Consider the following 25,174-nt stretch of genomic DNA (forward strand, 5'->3'; position numbering starts at 1 on the left):
ACCCTTTGCCAGCTCGCGACGATGAGCGGCACCCGTGATGGAAACAGTATGAACTGGACCTGGTTTCACAAGCTCGGCTCGCCCAAGTGGTTTTACGGCATCAGCAGCAAGTTGCTGCCGTGGCTGAGCATCGCAGCGTTGCTGCTGATTGGCGTCGGCGTGGTCTGGGGCTTGGCCTTCGCGCCGCCGGACTATCAGCAAGGCAACAGCTTTCGCATCATCTATATCCACGTACCTGCCGCGATGCTCGCTCAGTCGATCTACGTGATGCTGGCGGTGTGCGGTGTGGTCGGGCTGGTGTGGAAGATGAAACTGGCCGACGTCGCCCTGCAATGCGCCGCTCCGATCGGCGCGTGGATGACCGCCGTGGCGCTGGTGACCGGGGCGATCTGGGGTAAACCGACCTGGGGGTCGTGGTGGGTCTGGGATGCGCGGCTGACTTCAATGCTGATTCTGCTGTTCCTGTATTTCGGCGTGATCGCATTGGGCAATGCGATCAGCAACCGCGACAGCGCCGCCAAGGCCTGCGCGGTGCTGGCCATCGTCGGCGTGATCAACATCCCGATCATCAAGTACTCGGTGGAGTGGTGGAACACCCTGCACCAGGGCGCGACCTTCACCCTCACCGAAAAACCGGCGATGCCGGCCGAGATGTGGCTGCCGCTGCTGCTGACGGTGCTGGGTTTCTACTGCTTCTTCGGCGCCGTGCTGTTGCTGCGCATGCGCCTTGAAGTGCTCAAACGTGAAGCCCGCGCCAGTTGGGTTAAAGAAGAAGTGCAGAACAGTCTGGAGGCCTCGCGATGATTTTTGCTTCATTCGGCGATTTCCTCGCCATGGGCCATCATGGCCTGTATGTCTGGTCGGCCTACGGCATCTGTCTGGCGGTGCTGATCTACAACGTGGTGAAGCCCATCGCGGCCCGCAAGCACTATCTGCAACAAGAGGCGCGTCGTCTGCGCCGGGAGAACGGCAAGTGAATCCGCTGCGCAAAAAACGTCTGATCATCATTCTGGCTATTCTGGTCGGGGTCGGCGCTGCCGTCGGCCTGGCCTTGAGCGCCCTGCAGCAGAACATCAATCTGTTTTACACCCCGACCCAGATCGCCAACGGCGAAGCACCGCACGACACGCGCATCCGTGCCGGCGGCATGGTCGAGAAGGGCTCGCTGCAACGTTCGCCGGACTCGCTGGACGTCAAATTCGTCGTCACCGACTTCAACAAAGCCGTGACCATCACCTATCGCGGCATCCTCCCGGATCTGTTCCGCGAAGGGCAGGGCATCGTGGCCCTGGGCAAGATCAACGCCGATGGCGTGGTCGTCGCCGATGAAGTGCTGGCCAAGCACGACGAGAAGTACATGCCGCCGGAAGTAACCAAAGCGTTGAAAGACAGCGGTCAATCCGCGCCGACTCAAGCGAAGGAGGGTTGATCGATGACTTCGGCGATTTTTATTCCTGAGTTGGGTCATCTGGCGATGATTCTGGCGCTGTGTTTTGCGCTGGTGCAGGCCGTGGTGCCGCTGTTCGGTGCCTGGCGCGGCGACCGTTTGTGGATGGGCCTGGCCCAACCGGCGGCGTGGGGGCAGTTCGCGTTTCTGGTGTTTGCCTTCGGCTGCCTGACCTACGCCTTCATGACCGACGACTTCTCCGTGGCCTACGTTGCGATGAACTCCAACAGCGCCTTGCCGTGGTACTACAAATTCAGCGCCGTGTGGGGCGCCCACGAAGGTTCGTTGCTGTTGTGGGCGCTGATCCTAGGCGGCTGGACCTTCGCCGTGTCGGTATTTTCCCGCCAGTTGCCACAAGTCATGCTCGCCCGCGTATTGGCGGTGATGGGCATGATCAGCACCGGTTTCCTGCTGTTTCTGATCCTGACGTCGAACCCGTTCTCGCGCATCCTGCCGCAAATTCCGGCGGACGGTCGCGACCTCAATCCATTGCTGCAAGACATCGGCCTGATCGTCCATCCGCCGATGCTGTACATGGGTTATGTCGGTTTCTCGGTAGCCTTTGCCTTCGCCATCGCCGCACTGCTGGGGGGGCGTCTCGATGCCGCGTGGGCGCGTTGGTCGCGGCCATGGACCATCGTCGCCTGGGCCTTCCTCGGCATCGGCATCACGCTCGGTTCGTGGTGGGCCTACTACGAACTCGGCTGGGGCGGCTGGTGGTTCTGGGATCCGGTGGAAAACGCCTCGTTCATGCCCTGGCTGGTCGGCACCGCGTTGATTCACTCGCTGGCGGTCACGGAAAAACGTGGTGTGTTCAAGAGCTGGACCGTGTTGCTGGCGATTGCTGCGTTCTCGTTGAGCCTGCTCGGTACCTTCCTCGTGCGTTCCGGCGTGCTGACTTCGGTACATGCGTTCGCCTCCGACCCGGAGCGCGGCGTGTTCATCCTGATTTTCCTGCTGTTCGTGGTCGGCGGTTCGCTGACGCTGTTTGCGTTGCGCGCGCCGGTGGTCAAGAGCCAGGTCGGCTTTAACCTGTGGTCGCGGGAAACCCTGCTGCTGGGCAACAATCTGGTATTGGTTGTGGCAGCGTCGATGATTCTGCTCGGCACGTTGTACCCGCTGATTCTTGATGCCATCAGCGGCGCCAAACTGTCGGTCGGCCCGCCGTACTTCAACGCGCTGTTCATTCCATTGATGGCGTTGTTGATGATGGTGATGGCGGTTGGCGTGATCGTCCGTTGGAAAGACACCCCGGTGAAATGGCTGGCAAGCATGCTGACCCCGGTGTTGCTGGGCAGCGTCGCGCTGGCGGTGGTCGCCGGTGTCGCTTACGGCGATTTCAACTGGGCCGTTATCGCAACCTTCCTGCTCGCCGCGTGGGTGTTGCTTGCCGGCGTGCGCGATATTTTCGACAAGACTCGCCACAAAGGTCTGATCAAAGGTCTGCCGACCCTGACCCGCAGTTATTGGGGCATGCAGATCGCCCACCTCGGCATCGCCGTTTGCGCGCTGGGCGTGGTGTTGTCGAGCCAGAACAGTGCCGAACGTGACCTGCGTCTGGCGCCGGGCGAATCGATGGATCTGGCCGGTTATCACTTCGTCTTCGAAGGCGCCAAACACTTCGAAGGGCCGAATTTCACCTCCGACAGAGGCACCATTCGGGTGATCCGCGACGGCAAGGAAGTCAGTGTATTGCACCCGGAAAAACGCCTGTACACCGTACAGAGTTCGATGATGACCGAAGCCGGGATTGACGCCGGTTTCACCCGTGACCTCTACGTCGCCCTCGGTGAGCCGCTGGAAAACGGCGCGTGGGCGGTACGGGTTCACGTCAAACCGTTCGTGCGCTGGATCTGGTTCGGCGGTCTGCTGACCGGTCTGGGCGGATTGCTCGCGGCGCTGGATCGGCGTTATCGGGTCAAGGTGAAATCCAAAGTGCGTGAAGCGCTGGGCATGACGGGAGCGGCTGCATGAGACGTTGGTTGATGCTGGTACCCCTGGCGCTTTTCCTGCTGGTGGCAGTGTTTCTGTATCGCGGTCTGTACCTCGATCCGGCAGAGCTGCCGTCGGCGATGATCAACAAGCCGTTCCCGGAGTTTTCGCTGCCGGCGGTTCAGGGCGACAAGACCCTGACCAAGGCTGACATCCTCGGCAAACCGGCGTTGGTTAACGTCTGGGGCACCTGGTGCATTTCCTGCCGGGTCGAGCATCCGGTGCTGAACAAACTCGCCGAGCGTGGCGTGTTGATCTACGGGATCAACTACAAGGACACCAACGCCGACGCCCTGCAGTGGCTGGCCGAATTCCACAATCCGTATGTGCTCGATATCCGTGATGACGAAGGCTCGCTGGGGCTGAACCTCGGTGTCTACGGCGCGCCGGAAACCTTCTTCATCGACGCCAAGGGCATCATCCGCGACAAGTACGTCGGTGTGATCGACGAACAGGTCTGGCGCGAAAAACTCGCGGCCAAGTATCAGGCGCTGGTCGATGAGGCCAAGCCATGAAGCGTTTTTTAGCGGCTATTGTGTTGGGCTTGAGCCTGGTCGGTGTGGCCCATGCCGCGATCGACACCTACGAGTTCGCCAAGGAAGGTGATCGCGAACGTTTCCGCGAACTGACCAAAGAACTGCGTTGCCCCAAATGCCAGAACCAGGACATCGCCGATTCCAATGCACCGATTGCCGCTGACCTGCGCAAAGAGATTTTCCGCATGCTCGGCGAGGGCAAGGACAACCAGCAGATCATCGATTTCATGGTGGATCGCTACGGCGATTTCGTCCGCTACAAACCCGCACTCAACGCCAAGACCGCGCTGCTGTGGTTCGGCCCGGCCGGCCTGCTGCTCGGTGGTTTCGTGGTGATCGCGGTGATCGTCCGCCGCCGTCGCGCACAACGCGCCGACACCCCGCAATCGCTGTCTACCGAAGAGCGTCAGCGCCTCGACCAACTGTTGGATAAAAACCAAGAATGATTGATTTCTGGCTTGCCGCAGGGCTGTTGCTTCTGGTCGCCCTGAGTTTTCTGCTGATCCCTGTATTGCGTGAACGCCGCGCCCAGCGTGAAGAGGATCGTACTGCCCTCAACGTTGCGTTGTATCAGGAACGTGTCGCCGAGTTGCAATCGCAGCAGGCCGAAGGTGTGCTGGATGCCGCGCAAATGGACAGCGGCCGCGCCGAAGCCGCGCGTGAATTGCTCGCCGACACCGAAGGCGTTACCGCGCCGCGTGTCTCGAAACTGGGTAAACCGCTGCCGCTGCTGGCCGCCGTGTTGGTGCCAGTGTTGGGTTTGGCCCTGTACCTGCACTTCGGCGCCGCCGACAAGGTCGAATTGACCCGCGAATTCGCCCAGGCACCGCAGTCGATGGAAGAAATGACCCTGCGTCTGGAACGTGCCGTTGCGGCACAACCGGATTCTGCTGAAGGTCTGTATTTCCTGGGTCGTACCTACATGGCTCAGGAGCGTCCGGCGGACGCGGCGAAGATGTTTGAACGTGCCGCCAATCTCGCTGGTCGCCAACCGGAACTGCTCGGCCAGTGGGCGCAGGCGCAGTATTTCGCCGATGGCAAAAAATGGTCGAGCAAGATCCAGGCCCTGACCGATGAAGCGCTGAAGGCCGATCCAAAGGAAGTCACCAGCCTTGGTCTGCTCGGCATCGCCGCGTTCGAAGGCGAGCGTTATCAGGAGGCCATCGACTACTGGAACCGTTTGCTGGCGCAATTGCCTGCGAGCGACAAATCCCGCGAAGCGCTGCAAGGCGGGATCGAACGTGCCGCCGAGCGCCTGCAAGCCAGCGGCGGCAAGGTCGCCCAGGCACCGGCTGCCAAGCCTGCCGCACGGCTTAAGGTACGCGTCGATGTGGCTAATGAACTCAAAGACAAGGTGCAACCGGGCGACAGCGTGTTCATTTTCGCCCGCGCCACGTCCGGGCCACCGGCACCGCTGGCGGCCAAGCGCCTGACCGTGGCCGATCTGCCGGTCACGGTCGAACTGGGCGATGCCGACGCGATGATGCCGCAGTTGAAACTGTCGAACTTCCCTGAAGTCCAACTGGTTGCGCGCATCTCCCGTGCCGGTCAGCCGACCGCCGGTGAGTGGGTTGGCCGCAGCGGCCCGCTGGCCAGCAGCACCACCGCGCTGCAAAAACTGACCATCGACAGCCCGGACAAGTAACCGGGCAACACAGGAAAGCACCGCCATGCACACCATCGCCCGAATCACGGTTCTCACATTGGCCCTGGGCTTGAGTGCATGTGCGGTGCAACGACCGGAACGGACCACCCACCTGCCGCCGATTCCGCCGTCACAACCCAGCCCGACCCCTTCGACCTCGCCGATACCGGGCAAAAGCATTCCGGCCAAACCGGCCAAACCTGTCCCGCGCACCTCGGCCAGCTTCGCCCCGCCACCGGGCGGCAACAGCCATTGGGATCAAAAACTCGGCGTTTATGTGCTTGACGACCAGTCCGACACGTTCTACCGCCAGCGCACCTACTATCGCTGGAACAACGGCTGGAGCCGCTCGGTCAGCCCCAATGGCCCATGGGAAGACACCGACATCCACGGCGTGCCACCGGGGCTGGGCAAGCAGTTCGGGCAGTGATGAAAAACGGCGATCCCTGGATCGCCGTTTTGCTGTCTGTGGCTGCAATCAATCACACTCTGTAAAACAACCGGACGTCGCTCTTTGGATTTCTGTGCTTGAGTAAAGATAACTCTAGGGTTACTTTTAATGGGCCAGGGCAAGGAGGCGGTTGGTGCAGAGCAGGTTATTGATCAAGGAGCTGGAGGAGGCGGGTTGGACGCTGGACAGGATTACCGGCAGTCATCACCTCTTCAGGCACCGCTACAACCCATACACGATTCCCGTTCCTCACCCGAAAAAGGATTTGCCGTTGGGGACGGTCAAAAGCATCAGGAGGCGTGCCGGGTTGTACAACCCGCCAGCCAGTTTCGAAGGAGATCCATAATGCAATATCCAATCTGCATCGAGTGGGGCGATGAGAACACCGCCATCGGTATTCAGATCCCCGATATTCCCGGTGCCGTGACGGCAGGGGATAGCTTTGAAGATGCCTACAATGCAGCCGTTGAAATCGCCCACATCATGTTGCAGGAGATTGCGGCGGACGGAGAGGCGATTCCGATGCCGACCTCTGCTGCGGCGCATCGCAACAATCCGGAGTTCGCCGGGATGGGCTGGGGCATGCTGGAGCTGGATATCTCGCCATACCTGGGCAAGACCGAGAAGGTCAACGTGACCCTGCCCGGTTATGTGATTCAGCGAATCGACCGCTATGTGCGCGAACACAACGTCAAAAGCCGCTCCTCCTTTCTGGCGGATGCGGCGATGGAGAAGCTGGTCAGGTATTGAAAAGCATCGCGGGCCAGTTGGCCTGCGATGCTTTTTACGTGTTACGCAGTCGCCAGCGATCGCCGTTGCGATGCACCCAAAAAACGCAACAACGCCAACAATGGAAACGCACTGCCAACAATCACGATCCACAACCAGCCGCCATGCTCGAACACCGCGCTGGCGACCGACGAGCCGAAGGCGCCGCCGATGAAGATGCTGGTCATGTACAGCGCGTTCAAGCGACCACGGCTTTTCGCGTCCAGCGAGTACACCGCACGCTGGCCAAGCACCATGTTCATCTGTACGCAGAAGTCCAATACCACGCCGGTCACGGCCAGGCCGATCACGCTGTAGGCCGGGTGGATGAAGGCGGGCAGGAAGCTCAGGCTGGCGAACAGCATCGCCAGCAGCGAAGCGATGCGAGTGTGGCCAGCGTCGGCCAGGCGTCCGCTGATGGGGGCGGCGATGGCACCGATGGCGCCGACCAGGGCGAAGATCGCGATCTCGCTTTGTGACAGGCCGTGGTTGCGCGCCAACTCAAGTGGTACCGCTGTCCAGAACAGGCTGAACGTGGCAAACATGCACCCCTGATAAAACGCGCGCTGACGCAGCACCGGTTGTTGGCGCAGCAGCGTCCACAGCGAACCGAGCAGTTGCCCGTAAGAGGCGCTGTGATCCGGTTGGCGCTTGGGCACGGTCAATGCCAGCACCACGCTGATCGCCGCCATCAATGCTGCCGCAATCATGAACATCGCCCGCCAGCCGAAATGATCGGCAACCACGCTCGACACCGGCCGCGCCAGCAGGATACCCAGCAGCAGACCACCCATGATTGCGCCGACGACGCGCCCGCGAGATTCCTCCGGCGCCAGATGCGCGGCCAGCGGAATCAGGATCTGTACCGACACGGAACTGAAACCCACGAGCAGCGAGATCAGCAAAAACACGTTGGGCTGATCGGTAAATGCGGCGCCGAGCAGGCTGGCAATTGCCACCACCGTGGTGATGATCATCAACCGACGGTTTTCCAGCAGATCGCCCAGCGGCACCAGAAAGAACAGGCCCAGCGCATAACCGATTTGCGTCAGCGAGACGATGAAGCTGGCCATGGTGTCGGAGAGGCCAAGGTCCGGCGCAATCAGGCCGATGATCGGCTGGGCGTAGTAGATGTTGGCAACGATGGCGCCGCAGCAGAAGGCGAACAGCAGCACCATGCCTCGGGTCATTGCGTGAGTGGCGGTGGTCATAAGGTTTCTCGATCCAGCGAAAGGGAATGCGCAGAGGCTATGGGACAAATCGTATTGGCAGAAGAGGCCTTCGGTTGATATCGATTATTTCTTTGAGCAATGAATGGCTGCAGTCAGGTGGTTGCCACCTCGGTGAACCTTGCGTTCGACCATTGAGCGTCGATGATACATTCAGCTACATCTTCTTCGGTAGCGTGCGTATGTTTACTGCTGCGCTTTACTGTTCGTCATAGGGGACATGGTGGTGATTTCAAATTCCCACAAAAAAGGCGACCCGTTGAGATCGCCTTTTCATAGAGCCGCTTGACTATTACTGGCTGTAAATCTGGTCAAACACCCCACCGTCATTGAAGTGGGTCTTCTGCACGGTGCGCCAGTCACCAAAGGTTTTCTCCACCGACAGGAAGTCGACTTTCGGGAAACGGTCGGTGTATTTGGCCAGCACCGCCGGGTCACGCGGACGCAGGTAGTTGGCCGCAGCGATTTCCTGACCTTCAGGCGACCACAGGTATTTCAGGTACTCATCAGCGGCTGCGCGCGAACCTTTCTTGTCGACGACTTTATCGACCACCGACACCGGTGGCTCGGCTTCGGCGGAGACGCTTGGGTAGATGACTTCAAACTGATCACGGCCAAATTCGCGGGCGATCATTTCCGCTTCGTTCTCGAAAGTCACCAGCACGTCGCCAATCTGGTTGGTCATGAATGTGGTGGTCGCGGCGCGGCCACCGGTATCCAGCACCGGCGCTTGCTTGAACAGTTTGCCGACGAAGTCTTTGGCTTTGTTCTCGTCACCGCCGTTCTTCAGCACGTAGCCCCAGGCCGAGAGGTAGGTGTAGCGGCCGTTACCCGAGGTTTTCGGGTTTGGCACGATCACCTGCACGCCGTCTTTAAGCAGGTCCGGCCAGTCTTTCAGGGCTTTCGGGTTGCCCTTGCGCACAATGAACACGGTCGCCGAGGTGAACGGTGCGCTGTTGTCCGGCAGTCGGGTGACCCAGTTCTCCGGCACCAGTTTGCCGTGATCGGCCAGGGCGTTGATGTCGGTGGCCATGTTCATGGTGATGACGTCGGCCGGCAGGCCATCGATCACCGAGCGCGCTTGCTTGCTCGAACCGCCGAAGGACATCTGCACGGTGATGTTTTCGTTGTGCTCGGCTTGCCAGTGTTTCTGGAACGCAGTGTTGTAGTCCTTGTAGAAATCGCGCATCACGTCGTAGGAAACGTTCAGCAGGGTCGGTGCGGCTTGAGCCACGCTACCGAACGCAAGACCGGCGGCGAGAAGTGAGGCGCCAAAGAGTTTTTTCACTGCGCATTCCTTGTTCTGTGGGGGTGTTGTGCCAAAGGTGAGGCCACTTGCCACTGACTATAACGGGGCACGCATAGTCGCTTAAAGATTAAAAAGCACTTTGCTTATTCCATTTTCTTGAACAGTGCATTGCCGCATCGGGAGCAGAAAGCTGCGTCGTGTTCGTGGCTGTTTTTCTTGCACACCGGGCAATCGTGTTGCAGATGTTCGCCGCGCATGGCGTTGGCCAGTTCGGCGGTGAAAATCCCGGTGGGCACGGCGATGATCGAGTAACCGGTGATCATTACCAGCGACGAAATCACCTGGCCCAGCGGGGTTGTCGGCACGATATCGCCGAAGCCCACGGTGGTCAGCGTCACGATTGCCCAATAGATGCCTTTGGGAATACTGGTGAAGCCGTGTTCCGGGCCTTCGATCACGTACATCAGCGTGCCGAACACCGTCACCAGCGTGCAGACGCTGACCAGAAACACCACGATCTTCTGCTTGCTGCCGCGCAGCGCCGACATCAGATAGTTGGCTTGCTTGAGGTACGGGCTGAGTTTGAGCACGCGAAAAATCCGCAGCATCCGGATGATGCGGATGATCAGCAGATACTGTGCATCGCTGTAATACAGGGCGAGGATGCCGGGCACGATTGCCAGCAAGTCCACCAGCCCATAAAAACTGAAGGCATAACGCAACGGCTTCGGTGAGCAATACAGGCGAAGGATGTACTCACCGAGAAAGATAATGGTGAAGCCCCACTCGATGTACGCCAGTGCATCGGCATAGTTGCGGTGAACGCTGTCGATGCTGTCGAGCATCACGACCACCAGGCTGGCGAGGATGATCAACAGCAAAATGCCGTCGAAACGCCGCCCAGCCGTGGTGTCGGTCTGGAAAATCACTACGTAAAGCTGATCACGCCAACGCTTGCTGCTGTCCATATGTAACGCCTGAATCGAAGATCAGCGCAGCCTAGGTTGATTCTCCCCATGAGCGCAAGGCGTGCTGTTAACCGTTGCGTTGCCGAGCATCTGGATGCCAGCGCGGATCAGCCAGCAGGCGAGAATGAATGGCGCGGTCAGCGTGGCCAGACCGACGGCGGCAAACAGGGGTGTCACCAGCAGCGCGAGGACGATGCCGAGCAACGGCAGCCACGGTTGTTGACGTTGTGCACTGAAGGCGAGTGCGGCGAGTACGGCGTTGTAGCTGCCCAGGCCGAGCAGGGCGGTATTGGTTTCGTGGTGCAGCAGGCTTGAACCGAGGCCGATTGCACTTGCCAACAGCGCCCAGGCAAAGGCCCGACGATCAGCTATCAGCAAACCGATGGCGATCAAGGTGCCGGCGAGCGGATGACCGAGAAACATCACCTGACCCAACCCTCTGAACTCGGCGGCGAGCAGGCTCACGTTATTGAGTTCGACAGAAGGCATGGGCATGGGCGGCGCCGCGAAGAGAAGCAGCCCCCAGCTTATGCCCACGAAAGGCGAGGTATAGGCCGGTATGGATCGGCGGTGGTACACATGTTTGAGCCATTGCTGTGTGAGCATTGCGCTCAGGCCACCGGCAGCAAGAATCAACGGCGGCAGCATCGGCGACCACGGGAAGTACAGGCTCAGCAGCAGGCCGAGCAAGACACCGTTGTAGCTGAACAATCCGGCCTGGCGATCAGCCTTGGCATAGTTGCGTCGTTGCGCGGTGAGCAATCCGGCCATGGCACCCAGCAGCGCGCCGGCAAACAGCACCGGAGCGGTGAGCAGGATCGCCAGCAGGCACAGCAGGCCGCACAGCGGATGACGCTGGAAGAAGATTTGACTGAAACCGTTGAGCAAAGCCTCGGCCCAGTCGGGGCAGTGGGTGTTGAAAGAGTTGGCAGGCATGGCAGTTCTGAAAGTCAGTACTGATCGTTCCTTTGCTGCGCGTGGGAACGATCATGTTGGAGTTAAATCAACGTCTCAATGCGCAGCGAGTTGGTCGAGCCCGGCTGCCCGAACGGCACACCGGCAGTGATCAACAGCGTGTCACCGCGCTCGGCCATGCCTTGCGCCTGGGCGATTTCCAGCGCGGTAGAACACACCTCATCGACCTGACGCAGACGATCGTTGACCACCGAGTGAATGCCCCACGCCACGCTCAAACGGCGAGCGGTTTGCAGGTTCGGCGTCAGATTGAGGATCGGTGCTTTGGGCCGTTCCCGCGCCGCACGCAACGTCGAGGCTCCGGACTCGCTGTAGTTGACCAGCACGGCCACTGGCAGCACGTTGCTGATGCGTCGGATCGCGCAACTGATGGCATCGGAAACAGTCGCCTCAGCCTTGGGGCGGCTGACGTCGAGTTGCGTCTGATAATCCGGGCCGTTTTCCACCTGACGGATGATCTTGCTCATCATCTGCACGGCTTCCAGCGGGTATTCCCCCGACGCGGTTTCCGCCGACAGCATCACCGCATCGGCACCCTCGGCCACGGCGTTGGCCACGTCGGTGACTTCAGCGCGGGTCGGCGTCGCAGAGAAGCGCATCGACTCGAGCATCTGCGTTGCCACCACCACCGGTTTTCCCAATTCACGGCAGGTGCTGATGATGTTTTTCTGGATCTGCGGCACGCTCTCGGCAGGGACTTCCACGCCCAGGTCACCGCGAGCCACCATGATCGCGTCGCTCAGCTCGGCGATTTCGCGCAGTTGCTCGACGGCCGAAGGCTTTTCGATTTTGGCCATCAGGAAGGCTTTGTCGCCGATCAGTGCGCGGGCTTCGAGCATGTCTTGCGGGCGCTGGACAAACGACAGCGCCACCCAATCCACACCCAACTCCAGACCAAAACTCAAATCGCGGCGATCCTTGGCCGTCAACGGGCTGAGGTCGAGCACCGCTTGCGGCACGTTCACGCCTTTGCGGTCTGACAGCTCGCCGCCATTGAGCACGGTGGTGTCGATCGCATCGTCGTACTTAGTCACCACGCGCAGACGCAGTTTGCCGTCGTCGAGCAGCAGATCCATGCCGGCTTCCAGCGCCTCGATGATTTCCGGATGCGGCAGGTTGACCCGGCGCTCATCGCCGGGAGTCGCATCCAGATCCAGACGGAACGCCTGACCGCGATGCAACTGCACCTTGCCCTCGGCGAATTTGCCGACACGCAGTTTTGGCCCTTGCAGGTCCATCAGAATGCCCAGCGGATAGTTGAGCTGACTCTCGACTTCGCGGATCCACTGATAGCGCTTGGCGTGGTCGGCGTGGTCGCCGTGGCTGAAGTTCAGGCGGAAGATATTCACTCCGGCCTCGACCAGTTCGCGGATGTCTTGGATGCCATCGACAGCAGGCCCGAGGGTGGCGAGGATTTTGACCTTTTTATCAGGCGTCATGATTTAGAGCTCTCGAGAATCAGAATGGCGCGGAAGTCGTTGACGTTGGTGCGGGTCGGCTCGGTGACGATCAGCGCATCGAGCGCCTCGAAATAGCCGTAGCCATTGTTGTTATCCAGCTCGTCACTGGCGCTCAAGCCCAGTGCCGCGGCGCGCTTGTAGCTGTCCGGGGTCATGATGGCACCGGCGTTGTCTTCCGAGCCGTCGATGCCGTCGGTGTCACCGGCCAGGGCGTAGACGACGGGCAGGCCTTTGAGGCTATCGGTCAGGCTAAGGAGGAATTCGGCGTTGCGCCCGCCACGGCCATTGCCGCGCACGGTCACGGTGGTTTCACCGCCGGAGAGGATCACGCACGGCGCCGCCAGTGGCTGGCCGTGGTTGATGATCTGGCGAGCGATGCCGGCGTGGACTTTCGCCACTTCGCGCGATTCACCTTCCAGATCGCCGAGGATCAGCGTGCTGAAACCGGCCTGACGGCACTTCACCGCCGCGGCGTCCAGCGATTGCTGAGGACGGGCGATCAACTGGAAATGACTGCGGGCCAGGCTCGGATCACCGGGTTTGACGGTCTCCGATTCAGGGCTTTGCAACCAGGTGCGTACCGACGCCGGGATCTCGATGCCGTAGCGCTTGATGATCGCCAGTGCTTCAGCCGAGGTGCTGGGGTCGGCCACGGTCGGGCCAGAGGCGATGACCGTGGCGAGGTCGCCCGGTACATCGGAGATCGCGTAGGTATAGACCGTGGCAGGCCAGCAGGCTTTACCCAGGCGTCCGCCCTTGATCGCCGAGAGGTGCTTGCGCACGCAGTTCATCTCGCCGATGGTCGCGCCGGATTTGAGCAGGGCTTTGTTGATGGATTGCTTGTCAGCGAGGGTGATGCCTTCGGCCGGCAAGGCGAGCAGGGCAGAGCCGCCACCGGAGAGCAGGAAGATCACGCGGTCGTCTTCGCTCAGGTTACTGACCAGGTCCAGCACACGCTTGGCCACGGCCAGGCCGGCAGCGTCCGGCACCGGATGCGCGGCTTCGACCACTTCGATTTTTTCGCATGGGGCGCCGTGACCGTAACGAGTCACTACCAGGCCAGAGACTTCTCCCTGCCAGCAGCGTTCGACCACTTGCGCCATCGCGGCCGCGGCTTTACCGGCGCCGATGACGATGACCCGACCGGTGCGATCGTCTGGCAGGTGGGCTTCGAGGACTTGCTGCGGGTGGGCCGCGTCGATGGCTGTGGCAAACAGCTCGCGCAGCAGTTGTTGCGGATCGACCGACATGGCGGGCTCCCGGAATTCTTGTTATTCGAAAGGGCAACTCAGATCCAGTGTGGGAGCGGGCTTGTTCGCGAATGCGCGGGGTCAGTCAACCTTGGTGTCGACTGACATTGCCTCTTCGCGAGCAAACCCGCTCCCACATGGAAAGCGGGGCAAAGGCTTACTGCTTGTCGCGGATCGAGAAGTTGGCCATGTGTTCCAGGCCCTTGATCAGCGCCGAGTGATCCCAGTTGCTGCCACCGATGGCCGCGCAGGTGCTGAACACTTGCTGGGCGTTGGCGGTGTTCGGCAGGTTGATGTTCAGTTCCTTGGCGCCTTGCAGAGCCAGGTTCAGGTCCTTCTGGTGCAGGCTGATGCGGAAGCCTGGATCGAAGGTACCTTTGATCATGCGTTCGCCGTGCACTTCGAGGATCTTGGAGGATGCGAAGCCGCCCATCAGCGCTTCACGCACCTTGGCTGGATCGGCACCGTTTTTCGAAGCGAACAGCAAGGCTTCAGCCACGGCCTGAATGTTCAGGGCCACGATGATCTGGTTTGCCACTTTTGCGGTTTGACCGTCGCCATTGCCACCGACCAGCGTGATGTTCTTGCCCATGGCCTGGAACAGCGGCAGTGCGCGTTCGAAGGCATCGGCGTCGCCACCGATCATGATGCTCAGGGTCGCGGCTTTGGCACCGACTTCACCACCGGACACAGGTGCGTCGAGGTATTGCGCACCTTTTTCGTTGATCTTCGCCGCGAAGGCTTTGGTGGCGGTCGGCGAGATCGAGCTCATGTCGATCACGACTTTGCCTTTGCCGATACCGGCAGCGACGCCGTCGGCGCGGAACAGCACGTCATCGACCTGCGGGGTATCCGGGACCATGACGATGATGAACTCGGCTTCCTGAGCCACTTCGCGCGGGTTGGCCAGCGCGACGGCACCCGCGGCAACCAGGTCGGCAGGCGCGGGGTCGTGGTGCGCCGACAGGAACAGGCTGTGACCGGCTTTCTGCAGGTTCGCCGCCATTGGGTGGCCCATGATGCCGGTGCCGATAAATCCGATTTTAGCCATGAGAAAATCCTCTTGTTTTTGTCTTGCTCAAGCAAATTGGGGGTGTTGCTTTGGGTGGGAGCGAGCAAGCCCGTTCCTACAGGTTTTGCGTTGTTCTTAAATTGCGTTGTGGGTTTTCAACCAGCCGAGCCCTGCTTCAGTGGTGGTAAGCGGCTTGTATTCGCAACCGACCCAACCCTGATAACCGATGCGGTCCAGGTGTTCGAACAGGAAGCGGTAGTTGATTTCACCGGTACCTGGCTCGTTGCGCCCGGGGTTGTCTGCGAGCTGCACATGGTTGATCTCACCCAGGTGCGATTGCAGGGTGCGGGCCAGATCGCCTTCCATGATTTGCATGTGATAGATGTCGTATTGCAGGAACAGATTGGCGCTGCCGACCTGTTCGCGAATCGACAGGGCTTGCGCGGTGTTGTTCAAGTAGAAGCCTGGGATGTCACGGGTGTTGATCGCTTCCATCACCAGTTTGATGCCCGCCGCTTGCAGCTTGTCGGCCGCGTACTTGAGGTTGGCGACGAAGGTCTTTTCCACGGTGGCATCGTCCACGCCTTGCGCACGGATACCGGCCAGGCAGTTGACCTGGGTGTTGCCCAGCACTTGCGCGTAGGCAATGGCCAGATCGACACCGGCGCGGAATTCTTCGACCCGATCCGGCAGGCACGCGATACCGCGCTCACCTTTGGCCCAGTCACCGGCCGGCAGGTTGAACAGCACTTGGGTCAGACCGTTGGCCTCCAGTTTTGCCTTGATTTCGGCGGAGCTGAAGTCGTACGGAAACAGATATTCCACACCACTGAAACCGGCCTTGGCGGCGGCGTCGAAACGGGCAAGGAAATCCTGTTCGGTGAACAGCATGGACAGGTTGGCTGCGAAACGCGGCATGGTGGTCTCCCGTAAATCTTGTGAAGTTCCCCTTGTGGCAGCGGGCTTGCTCGCCAAAGCGGTGGATCAGCCAACATCATTGTCGGATGTGCAATTGCTTTCGCGGGCAAGCCCGCTCCCACAGGGAGAGCGGTCAACAGTTAATCAAGCAGCGAAATCGCCGTCGGTGCGTCGTTGCCGACGAGTGCCAGGTCTTCGAATTCGTTGACGGCGTTGATCTCGGTACCCATGGAGATGTTGGTCACACGCTCCAGAATGATCTCGACGATCACCGGCACCTTGAACTCTTCGATCATCTGTTCGGCCTTGCGCAGGGCAGGGGCGATTTCCGACGGTTCGAACACACGCAGTGCCTTGCAGCCCAGGCCTTCAGCCACTGCGATGTGGTCAACCCCGTAACCGTTGAGTTCCGGCGCGTTGAGGTTATCGAAGGACAGCTGCACGCAGTAGTCCATTTCGAACCCGCGCTGTGCCTGACGGATCAGACCCAGGTACGAGTTGTTCACCACGACGTGGATGTACGGCAGTTTGAACTGAGCGCCGACCGCCAGTTCTTCGATCATGAACTGGAAGTCATAGTCCCCCGACAGGGCCACGACTTTACGGTTCGGATCGGCCTTCACCACGCCCAGCGCTGCCGGAATGGTCCAGCCCAACGGGCCTGCCTGGCCGCAGTTGATCCAGTGACGCGGCTTGTAGACGTGCAGGAACTGCGCGCCGGCAATTTGCGACAGACCAATGGTGCTGACGTAGCAGGTGTCCTTGCCGAACACCTGGTTCATTTCTTCGTAAACGCGCTGTGGCTTGACCGGCACGTTGTCGAAGTGGGTTTTGCGATGCAGGCTGGCTTTGCGCTGCTGGCAATCCTGCAGCCAGGCACTGCGGTTTTTCAGCTTGCCGGCGGCTTGCCATTCACGCGCCACTTCGATGAACACGGTCAATGCGGCAGCGGCGTCGGACACGATGCCCAGGTCCGGTGTGAACACACGACCGATCTGCGTGCCTTCGATGTCGACGTGAATGAACTTGCGGCCTTCGGTGTAGACATCAACCGAACCGGTGTGGCGGTTGGCCCAGCGGTTACCGATGCCCAGTACCACGTCGGATTTGAGCATCGTTGCGTTGCCGTAACGGTGCGAAGTCTGCAGGCCGACCATGCCGACCATCAGCGGGTGATCGTCCGGGATGGTGCCCCAACCCATCAGGGTCGGGATCACCGGAATACCGGTCAGCTCGGCGAACTCCACCAGCAGATCGCTGGCGTCGGCGTTGATGATGCCGCCACCGGCGACCAGCAATGGACGCTCGGCCTGATCGAGCAGGGCCAGAGCCTTTTCCACCTGCACGCGGGTTGCGGTCGGCTTGGCCAGCGGCAGCGGCTGGTAGGCGTCGATGTCGAATTCGATTTCAGCCATCTGCACGTCGAACGGCAGGTCGATCAGCACCGGGCCTGGACGGCCGGAGCGCATCTCAAAGAAAGCTTTCTGGAACGCGTAAGGCACCTGGCCCGGTTCCAGAACCGTGGTCGCCCACTTGGTGACGGGCTTGACGATGCTGGTGATGTCGACCGCCTGGAAGTCTTCCTTGTGCATACGGGCGCGGGGTGCCTGGCCGGTAATGCAGAGGATGGGAATCGAGTCGGCCGAGGCGCTGTAAAGGCCGGTGACCATATCGGTACCGGCAGGGCCGGAAGTACCGATGCACACGCCGATGTTGCCGGCCTTGGTGCGGGTGTAACCCTCGGCCATGTGTGACGCGCCTTCAACGTGGCGAGCGAGGACGTGATCGATGCCACCGACTTTCTGCAGGGCGGAGTACAGCGGGTTGATTGCAGCGCCCGGGATGCCAAAAGCGGTATCAACCCCTTCACGGCGCATCACCAGAACGGCGGCTTCGATTGCTCTCATTTTGCTCATGGTTTTGTGCCTCTTTACGTTTTGTAATTGTATACAAGTGGCTTTGCGCAGAGTGTATTCACGGCGCACGGCGCAGGTCAATCCATTTTATCAAGCGTTCGTTTCATTCGTCGGAAGCCGATTCTGCTGTGGCTTTTCGTCGCATGTAGCGATTTTCGATAATTATTGTATACAAAAAAATAACTCATTGTGTTCTATTTGTCGCATTGGCCTGCGGCACAAAACCGCAGTCCCACGACTTTCCCTATAACAAAATGAGGACGGCACCATGAGCGCTTTAACCTTGAAAGTCGCAGTCAACCTGGTCAGTGAAGCCATCAGCGCAGGGCGAGGCATCAATGCCGCGCCGCTGACCATCGCGGTACTTGATGCCGGCGGTCATCTGGTCGCCCTGCAACGCGAAGACGGCGCCAGCCTGCTTCGCCCGCAAATCGCCATCGGCAAAGCCTGGGGCGCCATCGCGCTAGGTAAAGGCTCGCGCCTGCTGGCGCTGGACGCGCAACAACGGCCGGCCTTCATTGCCGCACTGAACAGCATGGGCCAGGGCAGCGTGGTGCCGGCACCGGGTGGTGTGTTGATTCGGGATCAGGCGGGGAACGTGCTCGGCGCGATCGGGATCAGCGGCGATCTGTCGGATATTGATGAGCAGGTGGCGATCAAAGCGGTGGAGGTGCTGGACTTGCGGGCGGATGCGGGGGTGGTTTCTTGATCTTTAGCGTCTGATTAACCGCTATCGCGAGCAGGCTCACTCCTACAGGATCGTGGTCAGGCACAAAATGTCTGAATGCCTCCGAGCCCTTATAGGAGTGAGCCTGCTCGCGATCGCGTCATCGCGGTGTCTCAGTCCGGTTCACACCCTTTGAGCACCAACCGAATAATCGTCTGCGCCGCCGCCTCATAATCCGCTTCGTCCAGCTTGTCCTTGCCGGTGACCGCAGAAATCTGCCAGTCGAAGTCGGCGTAGGTCTGGGTGGCAGCCCAGATACTGAACATCAGATGGTTGGGGTCGATCGGCGCGATCTGGCCGCGGTCGATCCAGGTCTGGATGCAGTTGATGTTGTGCTTGGCCTGGCCGTTGAGTTGCTCGACCAGGTCGGCGCTCAAATGCGGTGCGCCGTGCATGATTTCGCTGGCAAATACTTTGGACGCGAAGGGCAGGTCGCGGGAGATGCGGATCTTGGAGCGGATGTAGCCGCTCAGTACTTCGCTCGGTACGCCGTCCGCGTTGAACGGCGTCGACGCCTGCAGGATCGGCACGATGATGCTTTCCAGTACCTCGCGGTAGAGGTTTTCCTTGGATTTGAAGTAGTAGTAGACGTTGGGCTTGGGCAATCCCGCCTTGGCGGCGATGTCGCTGGTTTTGGTCGCTGCGAAGCCTTTGTCGGCAAACTCCTCGCTGGCGGCACGCAGGATCAGTTCTTTGTTGCGCTCGCGGATTGTGCTCATAAACCCGGTGGTTCCTTGCCTGTTCTGGCGGTGGCGCATGGTAGCACCGGCCTCGCGCAGCGCTCAAGAATGCCCCGTGTGCTCGGTGATGACCTGGCGCTCAATGCCCAGCAAGTCTGCGGCGTACATGCCGAGCGGGAAAGGTGGCTAAAGCTTCGTTCGTCAACAAGCTCTGGAAAGCCTTTAAAGGCTGAGCACGTTACCCCTGTGGGAGCGGGCTTGCTCGCGAAGGCGGCGTCTGAGTCAATGGACAGGTGACTGACACTCCCTTTTCGCGAGTAAGCTTGTTCCGACATTTGCCGGATGTGGCTCCCGTAAAAACGTTACTCGGCAATCTGCAACTTGCGCGACTCGGTGTACACGTAACGCACCTTTTCGTACTCGAACGGCGAGTTCAGTTGACCGTAGCGGAAACTGGTCTGATAGCGCTTGTCTACTGCGCGCAGGGCCCAGATCTCCGGATGGTTGGAGCTGACTTCTGACACGTTCAAGAAGTTGACCGCCGATTCGGCGCTGTAGTCCACGGCCAGACCTGCAGTGTCACGCAGGTTCGATGGGCCGAGGATCGGCAGCACAAAATAGGCGCCTCCCGGCACACCATAGAAACCCAGCGTCTGGCCGAAGTCTTCGCTCTGGCGTGGCAGGCCCATGGCGGTCGCCGGGTCCCACAGACCGGCGACGCCGATGGTGGTGTTGAACAACAGGCGTGCAGTCGTTTTCATGGAGCGCTCGCCCTTGAACTGCAACAGGCTGTTGATCAGGTTGGGTACGTCGCCCAGGTTGTTGAAAAAGTTGCTCACGCCGGTGCGCACGAAGCTCGGCGTGACGTAGCGATAACCGTCGACCACCGGCAAAAATACCCATTGATCGAAACGGTAGTTGAAGTGGTAAACGCGACGGTTCCACTCTTCCAGCGGGTCATACACGTTCAGCGCGTTGAGCGTGGAACGCTCGAATTCGCGTTGGTCCAGCCCCGGGTTGAATTTGAGTTTGGACAGCGGCTCCTTGAAACCGTCACTGTCGACCACCACCGGTGCATTGGCTTTGCTGTTATCGGCCTGGGCCATGCCTGCACAGAGGAGTGCTGCTATCAGCAGGAGATATTTAGCCACGGAAGAACTCCAGCATGGCGTCGCTGTTGACGCGGTAGTTAATGTTGCCGCAATGGCCGCCCAGTGGATAAACGGTCAGGCGATCGCCAAAGGTTTTGCGCAGGAAGCCCAGGTCGCCCGGGCCGAGGATCACGTCGTCGGCGTTGTGCATCACGGCGATTTTAGGGCTGTCGTGCAGGTAATCCTTGAGCGCATACAGACTGACCTGATCGATCAATTGCAACAGGCTGCCGCCATCGGTGCGCGCGCGCCACATCGGGATCACCTGTTCGGTCAGGTAGCAATCGAAGTCACATTGCAGTGCACGCTTGAGGAACGGCGTGAGGCTGGTGCCTTCGGTGATCGGGAATTTCGGCGGGGTGATCAGGCCGCGACGGTTGATCAGGTCCGAGGTGAAGGCAATATCGGCGGCCGAGAAACGGAACGAGGTGCCAATCAGCATCGCCATCTGTTCGTTGGTCAGGTGCTGTTTGGATTGCTGGAAGTCGTAGAGCAGGGCGTCGTTGAGGTCGATGTAACCTTTCTGCTGGAAGTAACGGGTCAATTTGCCCAGCACCAACTCATAGAACGTTGTGCTGTTGTTGATGCCTTTGACTTCGGTCTGTACCAGCCTGTCGAGGTTGGTGATCGAGGTGTAAAGGTTGACCGGCGGATTGAGCAGCAGGACTTTTTTGAAATTGAAGCTGCGGCGGGTTTCGTCCAGATGCGCGACGAAAGCCGCATCAAGCGCACCGAGGCTGTAGCCGGTGAGGTAGTAGTCAGTGACCGGCAGTTTCGGATTTTGCGCCCGCACAGCCTGCATCACACGGTACATGTCCTCGGCGTCTTCCTTGGTCACGCCCGGTGTGGCGAAGCGCGACGCGGCGCTGATGAAGTCGAAGCTGGTCGGTGAGGACAACTGCACGACGTGATAGCCGGCCTTGTAATAGAGTTTTTTCAGGTATTCGTTGAGCGTGCTGTCATAACGCGCACCAGTGCCGGCAATCAGGAAGATCAGCGGTGCTGGTTTGTCCTGGGTGGCGATGCGGTAAGTGAGTTTTTTTACCGCCCAGAAATTGTCCGGCAGGATGAATGCCCGCTCCGGGCGCAAGGTGACGCTGCGGTCGGACTGATTGATGTCGTCGTCCAGTGGCAGTTCCGGGCGCAGGTCCGGCGGAGTCGTGGCGATGGTCGCCTCGAACGGGTTGGTCAGGGGGTAGCCATAACTGGCGGCGTCGATATCCGCCGCCAGTGCGGACGCACTCAAGATAAGGCCGCTGAACAGCGCGGCGAAGCGCAAGGAACGGAGCATGACTGGATCCCTTAGAGGAAGGTGCCGAATGAGGTTCGCAGGCTATGACCACCGGGGTTGTGCCAAAGTGCCATGCCGCGGCATCAAACAGGCAGAATTCGGAGTAATAGTAGCCGGACGATACACTTTGCATCGCGCGGATGAATAGTTAACTGTTGTTAGCGCTTGCGTATGCCGGGCGGCAGATTAAGCTGGCCGCCGATTTTTGTTGATTGGAGTCATTCATGTCCCGCCGCGTGCCCGTGATGCTGTTGCTCGTTCTGCTGCCGTTATGGCTCGCCGCCAGTTATGGCGCGCGATACGGCTTCATGGAGGATGGCAAATGGGTGGGCATCTGCGTAGATGAGGCCAGTCGCTGGGAGTGCCAGATGCGTTCCAGCCTGGGGCTGATGACTCACTTCAAGGTGTTGGGCTGGGCGGCGTTGGGTGCGGCATTGATCGGATTCGTGTTGCCGGGCAGGGCCGGGTGGTGGCTGGCGGTGCTGGCGCTGGTGTTCGGGCTGCCGGCGCTGGCGCTGTACAACACCACGTTGGCGGTGTTTGCGCTGGTGATTGCCGGGTTGCGCCTGGTCCGGCAATCTCGCGGCGTCTGACAATCAGTCATCGCGGGCAAGCCCGTTCCCACAGGGATTTGTGTGCAGTCAGGTCCAAATGTGGGGGCGGGCTTGCTCGCCAAGGGGCCGGCGCAGACGCTGAAGATCAGCGAGTGCGAACCCGCAAGCATCGCCACAATGCCGCCACCATCAAGCCGCTGACCAGTGCCCAGCCCAAGGCCTGCTGGTTCTGCAACCCCTCCTCGAACAACTGCGGTGCGATACCGGCCCCGATGATAAGGGCCAGCAAAGCAATCTCCCGACGCGGCACGCTGACCGGGCGGCACAGGTACACCAGCGCGGGCAGGATGAATGCCATGCTCGCAAAGCTGCGGTAACGCGCATCGAACACCATCTCCAGCATCATCACCGCGGCTGCAAAACCTGCTGTGGCCACCAGCCAGCCGGCGCGACGCTCCAGCAGATTGAAAGCACGTTCACGCCAGCCGGTACGCGCGCTCAATGTCAGCGCGGCATGCGCCAGTACTTTCAGATTCAGCGCTGTCAACAGTCCGACCCACAGCCATTCGCTGGCAAATCGCGTGGTGACCCGGGCCATATCGCCCCAGGCACCGATTGAGCACCCGGCGAGGGCGCCCAGCAGTGGCAATACCAGTGCTGAGCGAGTATTGCGAACGCGGCCGCCAAGGATCAGCGTACCGAGGAAAATCAAACCGCCAACGGCCAGCCATTCCTTCCAGTACGGTACATTCGTCACCGGCCCGGCGAGCATGCCCTTGTCCTGACGATCGGCATCGAACAGCCCCCAATACCCGCCCACCGCACCTTCGCTGCCGCGCTTCCATGGCTGGTCAAACGCTTCGATCAGGTTGTAATGCCAGCCTTCCTTCTCGGCCATCGCGACAAACCCGCGGATATATTTGGCTTCGTTTTCCCGGCTCGGCACGGCAGTCTTGCGTTGACGGCCTTCGCTTGGCCAACCCGTTTCGCCGATCATTATTTCTTTTGGTGCAAACATGCTGCCGAAACTGCGACGTATCGCGGCTACTTGCGACAAGGCCACGTCGACGTTCCATGGATGGTCTTCCCAGTACGGCAGCAAGTGGATCGTTATGAAGTCCACGGCAGGGGCGATGTCTGGATGCCTTTGCCAGAACTCCCAGACATCAGCGTAAGTCACCGGTTGTTTGATCTGGCCTTTGACCTTGTTGATCAGCTTCACCAGTTGCCCGCCGGTCACTTCTTTACGCAGCAACGCTTCGTTGCCGACGATCACCGCGCTGACCACGTCCGGGTTGGCGTTGGCGCAAGCAATCAGCAGGTCGACTTCCTTCTCGGTGTCCACCGGATTGCTGTTGACCCAGGCGCCGATCATCAATTTCAGGCCATGTTTGCGCGCCAGGTCGGGGAGTGCCTCGAGCCCTGCCATGGAATAGGTGCGCAGGCATTGAAACCGCGTCGCCAGCAGCGCAAGGTCGGCGTCCATGCGCTCCGGGCGCAGTTTCAGCGGCACGTCGAACGGCGACTGGTCTTTGTCGAACGGGGTGTAGGACGCGCATTGCAGTTTGTGCGTCGCGGTGGCGGCATCCGGCAGGATCACCGGTTTACCGAGTCCGTACCAGAAGCCGCACAGTGCAAACAGCCCCAGCAGGCAGGCGAAAAGATAGGGGAGAAAAGCAAAGCGCGAAGTCGCGAACATGGTCAGGCCGTGTGGCTGCAAAGCGACGCATGTTACCTGCATTTATATAGGGTTAGGGGCGCCCTTGGTTTTGACATGCAAAGTTCGGGCGGATTGTCTGGTGTCATCTATATATAGAGAAGGTTAATGGCCTTCTGATGTCGTTTCTCGTTGCCTTGAGGTCGCTGACAGAGCAGGTCGTCGAAGGCGTGGGGTTGATGATCAAAAGCGTCAGTGCTCCGCTGATGTTCGAACGAGTTTGCGGTCAGGCGTGATGGGGGCGCTGTGCACCATAACAATACGTTGACGATGCCCGGCATCCGTCGGGCTCAGCATTTCGGGGAAGTAACGATGAAGATGCGACGACTTTTAGGCGCAGGTGCCGCTCTGGTGCTTGCGATGAGTTCCACATTTGCCAGTGCTGAAAAACAGACCCTGAACATCGGATACGTTGACGGCTGGTCCGACAGCGTCGCGACCACTCATGTGGCCGCCGAAGTGATCAAGCAGAAGCTCGGCTACGACGTAAAACTGCAAGCCGTCGCCACCGGGATCATGTGGCAGGGCGTTGCCACCGGCAAACTCGACGCCATGCTCTCGGCCTGGCTGCCGGTCACCCACGGCGAATACTGGGCAAAAAACAAGGATCTGGTCGTCGATTACGGCCCGAACTTCAAGGATGCGAAAATCGGCCTGATCGTGCCGGAGTATGTGAAGGCCAAGTCGATCGAAGATCTGAAAACCGATGACAGCTTCAGAAATCGCATCGTCGGCATCGACGCCGGTTCAGGCGTGATGCTCAAGACCGATCAGGCCATCAAGGATTACGGTCTGGACAAATATAGTCTCAAGGCCAGTTCCGGCGCCGGCATGATCGCCGAGCTGACCCGTGCCGAGAAGAAAAAAGAATCCATCGCCGTCACCGGTTGGGTCCCGCACTGGATGTTCGCCAAGTGGAAACTGCGCTTCCTCGACGACCCGAAAGGCGTTTATGGCGCAGCTGAAACCGTGAACAGCATCGGCAGCAAAGAGCTGGATGCCAAGGCACCGGAAGTGGTCAAGTTCCTGAAGAACTTCCAGTGGGCGTCGAAAGACGAAATCGGCGAGGTCATGCTGGCGATTCAGGATGGTGCCAAACCTGAAGCTGCGGCGAAAGATTGGGTCGCCAAGCACCCGGATCGCGTAGCTGAATGGACTAAATAAACACTTCACCGTCTAACCCTGTGGGAGCGGGCTTGCTTGCGAAAACGGTCTGTCAGTCGACTGATGTGTTGATT

The 25,174-nt window shown here is 59.9% G+C and carries 26 protein-coding genes; 13 read left to right on the forward strand and 13 right to left on the reverse strand.

Translation table 11 applies throughout. From position 1 onward, the window contains the following. The first annotated feature begins 48 nt into the window (after nucleotides 1-48). The 10 genes from AACY11_RS13060 (at nucleotide 49) to AACY11_RS13105 (ending at nucleotide 6,821) form a co-directional block, all read left to right on the forward strand. Nucleotides 49-804 (forward strand): heme ABC transporter permease, encoded by a 756-nt coding sequence (locus AACY11_RS13060; protein ID WP_221731949.1) that lies wholly within the window; start codon nucleotides 49-51, stop codon nucleotides 802-804. Next, a complete protein-coding gene (gene ccmD / locus AACY11_RS13065; protein WP_339465215.1) occupies nucleotides 801-977 on the forward strand; it encodes a heme exporter protein CcmD in 177 nt (58 codons plus the stop codon). The genes AACY11_RS13060 and ccmD overlap by 4 nt, the downstream gene beginning before the upstream one ends. Further along, nucleotides 974-1,429 carry a cytochrome c maturation protein CcmE gene (gene ccmE, locus AACY11_RS13070; RefSeq protein ID WP_339433612.1) on the forward strand — a complete coding sequence of 152 codons (456 nt, stop codon included), beginning with the start codon at nucleotides 974-976 and terminating at the stop codon, nucleotides 1,427-1,429. The genes ccmD and ccmE overlap by 4 nt, the downstream gene beginning before the upstream one ends. Nucleotides 1,430-1,432: 3 nt before the next feature. Further along, a complete protein-coding gene (locus tag AACY11_RS13075; protein WP_339433613.1) occupies nucleotides 1,433-3,421 on the forward strand; it encodes a heme lyase CcmF/NrfE family subunit in 1,989 nt (662 codons plus the stop codon). Continuing rightward, entirely contained in the window at nucleotides 3,418-3,954 is a 537-nt protein-coding gene (locus tag AACY11_RS13080) for a DsbE family thiol:disulfide interchange protein (protein ID WP_339494940.1), read from the forward strand. The genes AACY11_RS13075 and AACY11_RS13080 overlap by 4 nt, the downstream gene beginning before the upstream one ends. Continuing rightward, complete coding sequence (locus AACY11_RS13085; protein ID WP_221731945.1) at nucleotides 3,951-4,421, forward strand: cytochrome c-type biogenesis protein; 471 nt, start codon at nucleotides 3,951-3,953, stop codon at nucleotides 4,419-4,421. Before AACY11_RS13080 ends, AACY11_RS13085 begins: the two co-directional genes overlap by 4 nt. Continuing rightward, nucleotides 4,418-5,620: a c-type cytochrome biogenesis protein CcmI gene (ccmI, locus tag AACY11_RS13090; protein WP_339433615.1), complete on the forward strand. Its 1,203-nt coding sequence runs from the start codon at nucleotides 4,418-4,420 to the stop codon at nucleotides 5,618-5,620. The genes AACY11_RS13085 and ccmI overlap by 4 nt, the downstream gene beginning before the upstream one ends. A gap of 25 nt (nucleotides 5,621-5,645) precedes the next feature. Next, nucleotides 5,646-6,050, forward strand: coding sequence for a hypothetical protein (locus tag AACY11_RS13095; RefSeq protein ID WP_339494941.1), 405 nt, complete (start codon nucleotides 5,646-5,648; stop codon nucleotides 6,048-6,050). 154 nt (nucleotides 6,051-6,204) lie between these two features. Next, a complete protein-coding gene (locus AACY11_RS13100) occupies nucleotides 6,205-6,417 on the forward strand; it encodes a type II toxin-antitoxin system HicA family toxin (protein WP_221731942.1) in 213 nt (70 codons plus the stop codon). Next, nucleotides 6,417-6,821 (forward strand): type II toxin-antitoxin system HicB family antitoxin, encoded by a 405-nt coding sequence (locus AACY11_RS13105; protein ID WP_221731941.1) that lies wholly within the window; start codon nucleotides 6,417-6,419, stop codon nucleotides 6,819-6,821. The genes AACY11_RS13100 and AACY11_RS13105 overlap by 1 nt, the downstream gene beginning before the upstream one ends. A gap of 41 nt (nucleotides 6,822-6,862) precedes the next feature. Here the strand turns inward: AACY11_RS13105 and AACY11_RS13110 are convergent, their stop codons facing one another. The 9 genes from AACY11_RS13110 to gcl all read right to left on the reverse strand — a co-directional run bounded on the left by AACY11_RS13110 (nucleotide 6,863) and on the right by gcl (nucleotide 17,816). Then, complete coding sequence (locus AACY11_RS13110) at nucleotides 6,863-8,050, reverse strand: MFS transporter (protein WP_339433617.1); 1,188 nt, start codon at nucleotides 8,048-8,050, stop codon at nucleotides 6,863-6,865. A 310-nt stretch (nucleotides 8,051-8,360) separates the two neighbouring features. After that, nucleotides 8,361-9,356: a sulfate ABC transporter substrate-binding protein gene (locus AACY11_RS13115; protein ID WP_339433618.1), complete on the reverse strand. Its 996-nt coding sequence runs from the start codon at nucleotides 9,354-9,356 to the stop codon at nucleotides 8,361-8,363. 104 nt (nucleotides 9,357-9,460) lie between these two features. Beyond that, entirely contained in the window at nucleotides 9,461-10,285 is an 825-nt protein-coding gene (locus AACY11_RS13120) for an ion transporter (protein WP_339433619.1), read from the reverse strand. Nucleotides 10,286-10,306: 21 nt separating this feature from the next. Next, entirely contained in the window at nucleotides 10,307-11,221 is a 915-nt protein-coding gene (locus tag AACY11_RS13125) for an urea transporter (protein WP_339433620.1), read from the reverse strand. Nucleotides 11,222-11,283: 62 nt separating this feature from the next. Further along, a complete protein-coding gene (gene pyk, locus AACY11_RS13130) occupies nucleotides 11,284-12,699 on the reverse strand; it encodes a pyruvate kinase (protein WP_339494943.1) in 1,416 nt (471 codons plus the stop codon). Continuing rightward, on the reverse strand, nucleotides 12,696-13,970 hold the full coding sequence (locus AACY11_RS13135) for a glycerate kinase type-2 family protein (RefSeq protein WP_339494945.1): 1,275 nt from the start codon (nucleotides 13,968-13,970) through the stop codon (nucleotides 12,696-12,698). The genes pyk and AACY11_RS13135 overlap by 4 nt, the downstream gene beginning before the upstream one ends. 157 nt (nucleotides 13,971-14,127) lie before the next feature. After that, nucleotides 14,128-15,021: a 2-hydroxy-3-oxopropionate reductase gene (locus AACY11_RS13140; RefSeq protein WP_339433623.1), complete on the reverse strand. Its 894-nt coding sequence runs from the start codon at nucleotides 15,019-15,021 to the stop codon at nucleotides 14,128-14,130. A 96-nt stretch (nucleotides 15,022-15,117) separates the two neighbouring features. Further along, complete coding sequence (gene hyi, locus AACY11_RS13145) at nucleotides 15,118-15,900, reverse strand: hydroxypyruvate isomerase (RefSeq protein ID WP_339433624.1); 783 nt, start codon at nucleotides 15,898-15,900, stop codon at nucleotides 15,118-15,120. A gap of 140 nt (nucleotides 15,901-16,040) precedes the next feature. Continuing rightward, complete coding sequence (gene gcl / locus AACY11_RS13150; RefSeq protein ID WP_250603832.1) at nucleotides 16,041-17,816, reverse strand: glyoxylate carboligase; 1,776 nt, start codon at nucleotides 17,814-17,816, stop codon at nucleotides 16,041-16,043. Nucleotides 17,817-18,084: 268 nt separating this feature from the next. On the opposite strand from gcl, the gene AACY11_RS13155 reads away from it, so the two are divergent. Then, a complete protein-coding gene (locus AACY11_RS13155) occupies nucleotides 18,085-18,525 on the forward strand; it encodes a GlcG/HbpS family heme-binding protein (RefSeq protein WP_339433626.1) in 441 nt (146 codons plus the stop codon). A gap of 131 nt (nucleotides 18,526-18,656) precedes the next feature. Here AACY11_RS13155 and AACY11_RS13160 read toward each other — a convergent pair whose 3' ends face one another. The 3 genes from AACY11_RS13160 to AACY11_RS13170 all read right to left on the reverse strand — a co-directional run bounded on the left by AACY11_RS13160 (nucleotide 18,657) and on the right by AACY11_RS13170 (nucleotide 21,665). Beyond that, entirely contained in the window at nucleotides 18,657-19,262 is a 606-nt protein-coding gene (locus AACY11_RS13160) for a TetR/AcrR family transcriptional regulator (RefSeq protein ID WP_221731929.1), read from the reverse strand. A 323-nt stretch (nucleotides 19,263-19,585) separates the two neighbouring features. Continuing rightward, nucleotides 19,586-20,329, reverse strand: a complete 744-nt coding sequence (locus tag AACY11_RS13165; protein ID WP_401162512.1) for an MlaA family lipoprotein — start codon at nucleotides 20,327-20,329, stop codon at nucleotides 19,586-19,588. Between the two features lie 37 nt (nucleotides 20,330-20,366). Next, nucleotides 20,367-21,665, reverse strand: coding sequence for a serine/threonine protein kinase (locus AACY11_RS13170; protein WP_339433628.1), 1,299 nt, complete (start codon nucleotides 21,663-21,665; stop codon nucleotides 20,367-20,369). A 224-nt stretch (nucleotides 21,666-21,889) separates the two neighbouring features. Here AACY11_RS13170 and AACY11_RS13175 point away from each other — a divergent pair, with 224 nt between their 5' ends. Beyond that, on the forward strand, nucleotides 21,890-22,258 hold the full coding sequence (locus tag AACY11_RS13175) for a hypothetical protein (protein ID WP_339433629.1): 369 nt from the start codon (nucleotides 21,890-21,892) through the stop codon (nucleotides 22,256-22,258). Between the two features lie 106 nt (nucleotides 22,259-22,364). Here AACY11_RS13175 and AACY11_RS13180 read toward each other — a convergent pair whose 3' ends face one another. Further along, a complete protein-coding gene (locus AACY11_RS13180; RefSeq protein WP_339494947.1) occupies nucleotides 22,365-23,960 on the reverse strand; it encodes a glycoside hydrolase family 17 protein in 1,596 nt (531 codons plus the stop codon). Between the two features lie 288 nt (nucleotides 23,961-24,248). On the opposite strand from AACY11_RS13180, the gene AACY11_RS13185 reads away from it, so the two are divergent. Then, entirely contained in the window at nucleotides 24,249-25,100 is an 852-nt protein-coding gene (locus tag AACY11_RS13185; RefSeq protein ID WP_339465221.1) for a glycine betaine ABC transporter substrate-binding protein, read from the forward strand. The last annotated feature ends 74 nt before the right edge of the window (nucleotides 25,101-25,174 follow it).

The sequence above is a fragment of the Pseudomonas sp. RA_105y_Pfl2_P56 genome (genome assembly GCF_963970845.1).
Classification (GTDB): Bacteria; Pseudomonadota; Gammaproteobacteria; order Pseudomonadales; family Pseudomonadaceae; genus Aquipseudomonas; species Aquipseudomonas baetica_A.

Coding starts and splice junctions, on each gene's coding strand:
- pyk (WP_339494943.1), bottom strand. CDS start 12,699: ATGACGCCTGATAAAAAGGTCAAAATCCTCGCCACCCTCGGGCCTGCT.
- AACY11_RS13120 (WP_339433619.1), bottom strand. CDS start 10,285: ATGGACAGCAGCAAGCGTTGGCGTGATCAGCTTTACGTAGTGATTTTC.
- AACY11_RS13160 (WP_221731929.1), bottom strand. CDS start 19,262: ATGAGCACAATCCGCGAGCGCAACAAAGAACTGATCCTGCGTGCCGCC.
- ccmD (WP_339465215.1), top strand. CDS start 801: ATGATTTTTGCTTCATTCGGCGATTTCCTCGCCATGGGCCATCATGGC.
- gcl (WP_250603832.1), bottom strand. CDS start 17,816: ATGAGCAAAATGAGAGCAATCGAAGCCGCCGTTCTGGTGATGCGCCGT.
- AACY11_RS13155 (WP_339433626.1), top strand. CDS start 18,085: ATGAGCGCTTTAACCTTGAAAGTCGCAGTCAACCTGGTCAGTGAAGCC.
- AACY11_RS13180 (WP_339494947.1), bottom strand. CDS start 23,960: ATGCAGGTAACATGCGTCGCTTTGCAGCCACACGGCCTGACCATGTTC.
- AACY11_RS13105 (WP_221731941.1), top strand. CDS start 6,417: ATGCAATATCCAATCTGCATCGAGTGGGGCGATGAGAACACCGCCATC.
- AACY11_RS13135 (WP_339494945.1), bottom strand. CDS start 13,970: ATGTCGGTCGATCCGCAACAACTGCTGCGCGAGCTGTTTGCCACAGCC.
- AACY11_RS13080 (WP_339494940.1), top strand. CDS start 3,418: ATGAGACGTTGGTTGATGCTGGTACCCCTGGCGCTTTTCCTGCTGGTG.
- AACY11_RS13170 (WP_339433628.1), bottom strand. CDS start 21,665: ATGCTCCGTTCCTTGCGCTTCGCCGCGCTGTTCAGCGGCCTTATCTTG.
- hyi (WP_339433624.1), bottom strand. CDS start 15,900: ATGCCGCGTTTCGCAGCCAACCTGTCCATGCTGTTCACCGAACAGGAT.
- AACY11_RS13165 (WP_401162512.1), bottom strand. CDS start 20,329: ATGGCCCAGGCCGATAACAGCAAAGCCAATGCACCGGTGGTGGTCGAC.
- AACY11_RS13110 (WP_339433617.1), bottom strand. CDS start 8,050: ATGACCACCGCCACTCACGCAATGACCCGAGGCATGGTGCTGCTGTTC.
- AACY11_RS13060 (WP_221731949.1), top strand. CDS start 49: ATGAACTGGACCTGGTTTCACAAGCTCGGCTCGCCCAAGTGGTTTTAC.
- AACY11_RS13085 (WP_221731945.1), top strand. CDS start 3,951: ATGAAGCGTTTTTTAGCGGCTATTGTGTTGGGCTTGAGCCTGGTCGGT.
- ccmI (WP_339433615.1), top strand. CDS start 4,418: ATGATTGATTTCTGGCTTGCCGCAGGGCTGTTGCTTCTGGTCGCCCTG.
- AACY11_RS13140 (WP_339433623.1), bottom strand. CDS start 15,021: ATGGCTAAAATCGGATTTATCGGCACCGGCATCATGGGCCACCCAATG.
- AACY11_RS13095 (WP_339494941.1), top strand. CDS start 5,646: ATGCACACCATCGCCCGAATCACGGTTCTCACATTGGCCCTGGGCTTG.
- AACY11_RS13075 (WP_339433613.1), top strand. CDS start 1,433: ATGACTTCGGCGATTTTTATTCCTGAGTTGGGTCATCTGGCGATGATT.
- AACY11_RS13185 (WP_339465221.1), top strand. CDS start 24,249: ATGAAGATGCGACGACTTTTAGGCGCAGGTGCCGCTCTGGTGCTTGCG.
- AACY11_RS13125 (WP_339433620.1), bottom strand. CDS start 11,221: ATGCCTGCCAACTCTTTCAACACCCACTGCCCCGACTGGGCCGAGGCT.
- AACY11_RS13175 (WP_339433629.1), top strand. CDS start 21,890: ATGTCCCGCCGCGTGCCCGTGATGCTGTTGCTCGTTCTGCTGCCGTTA.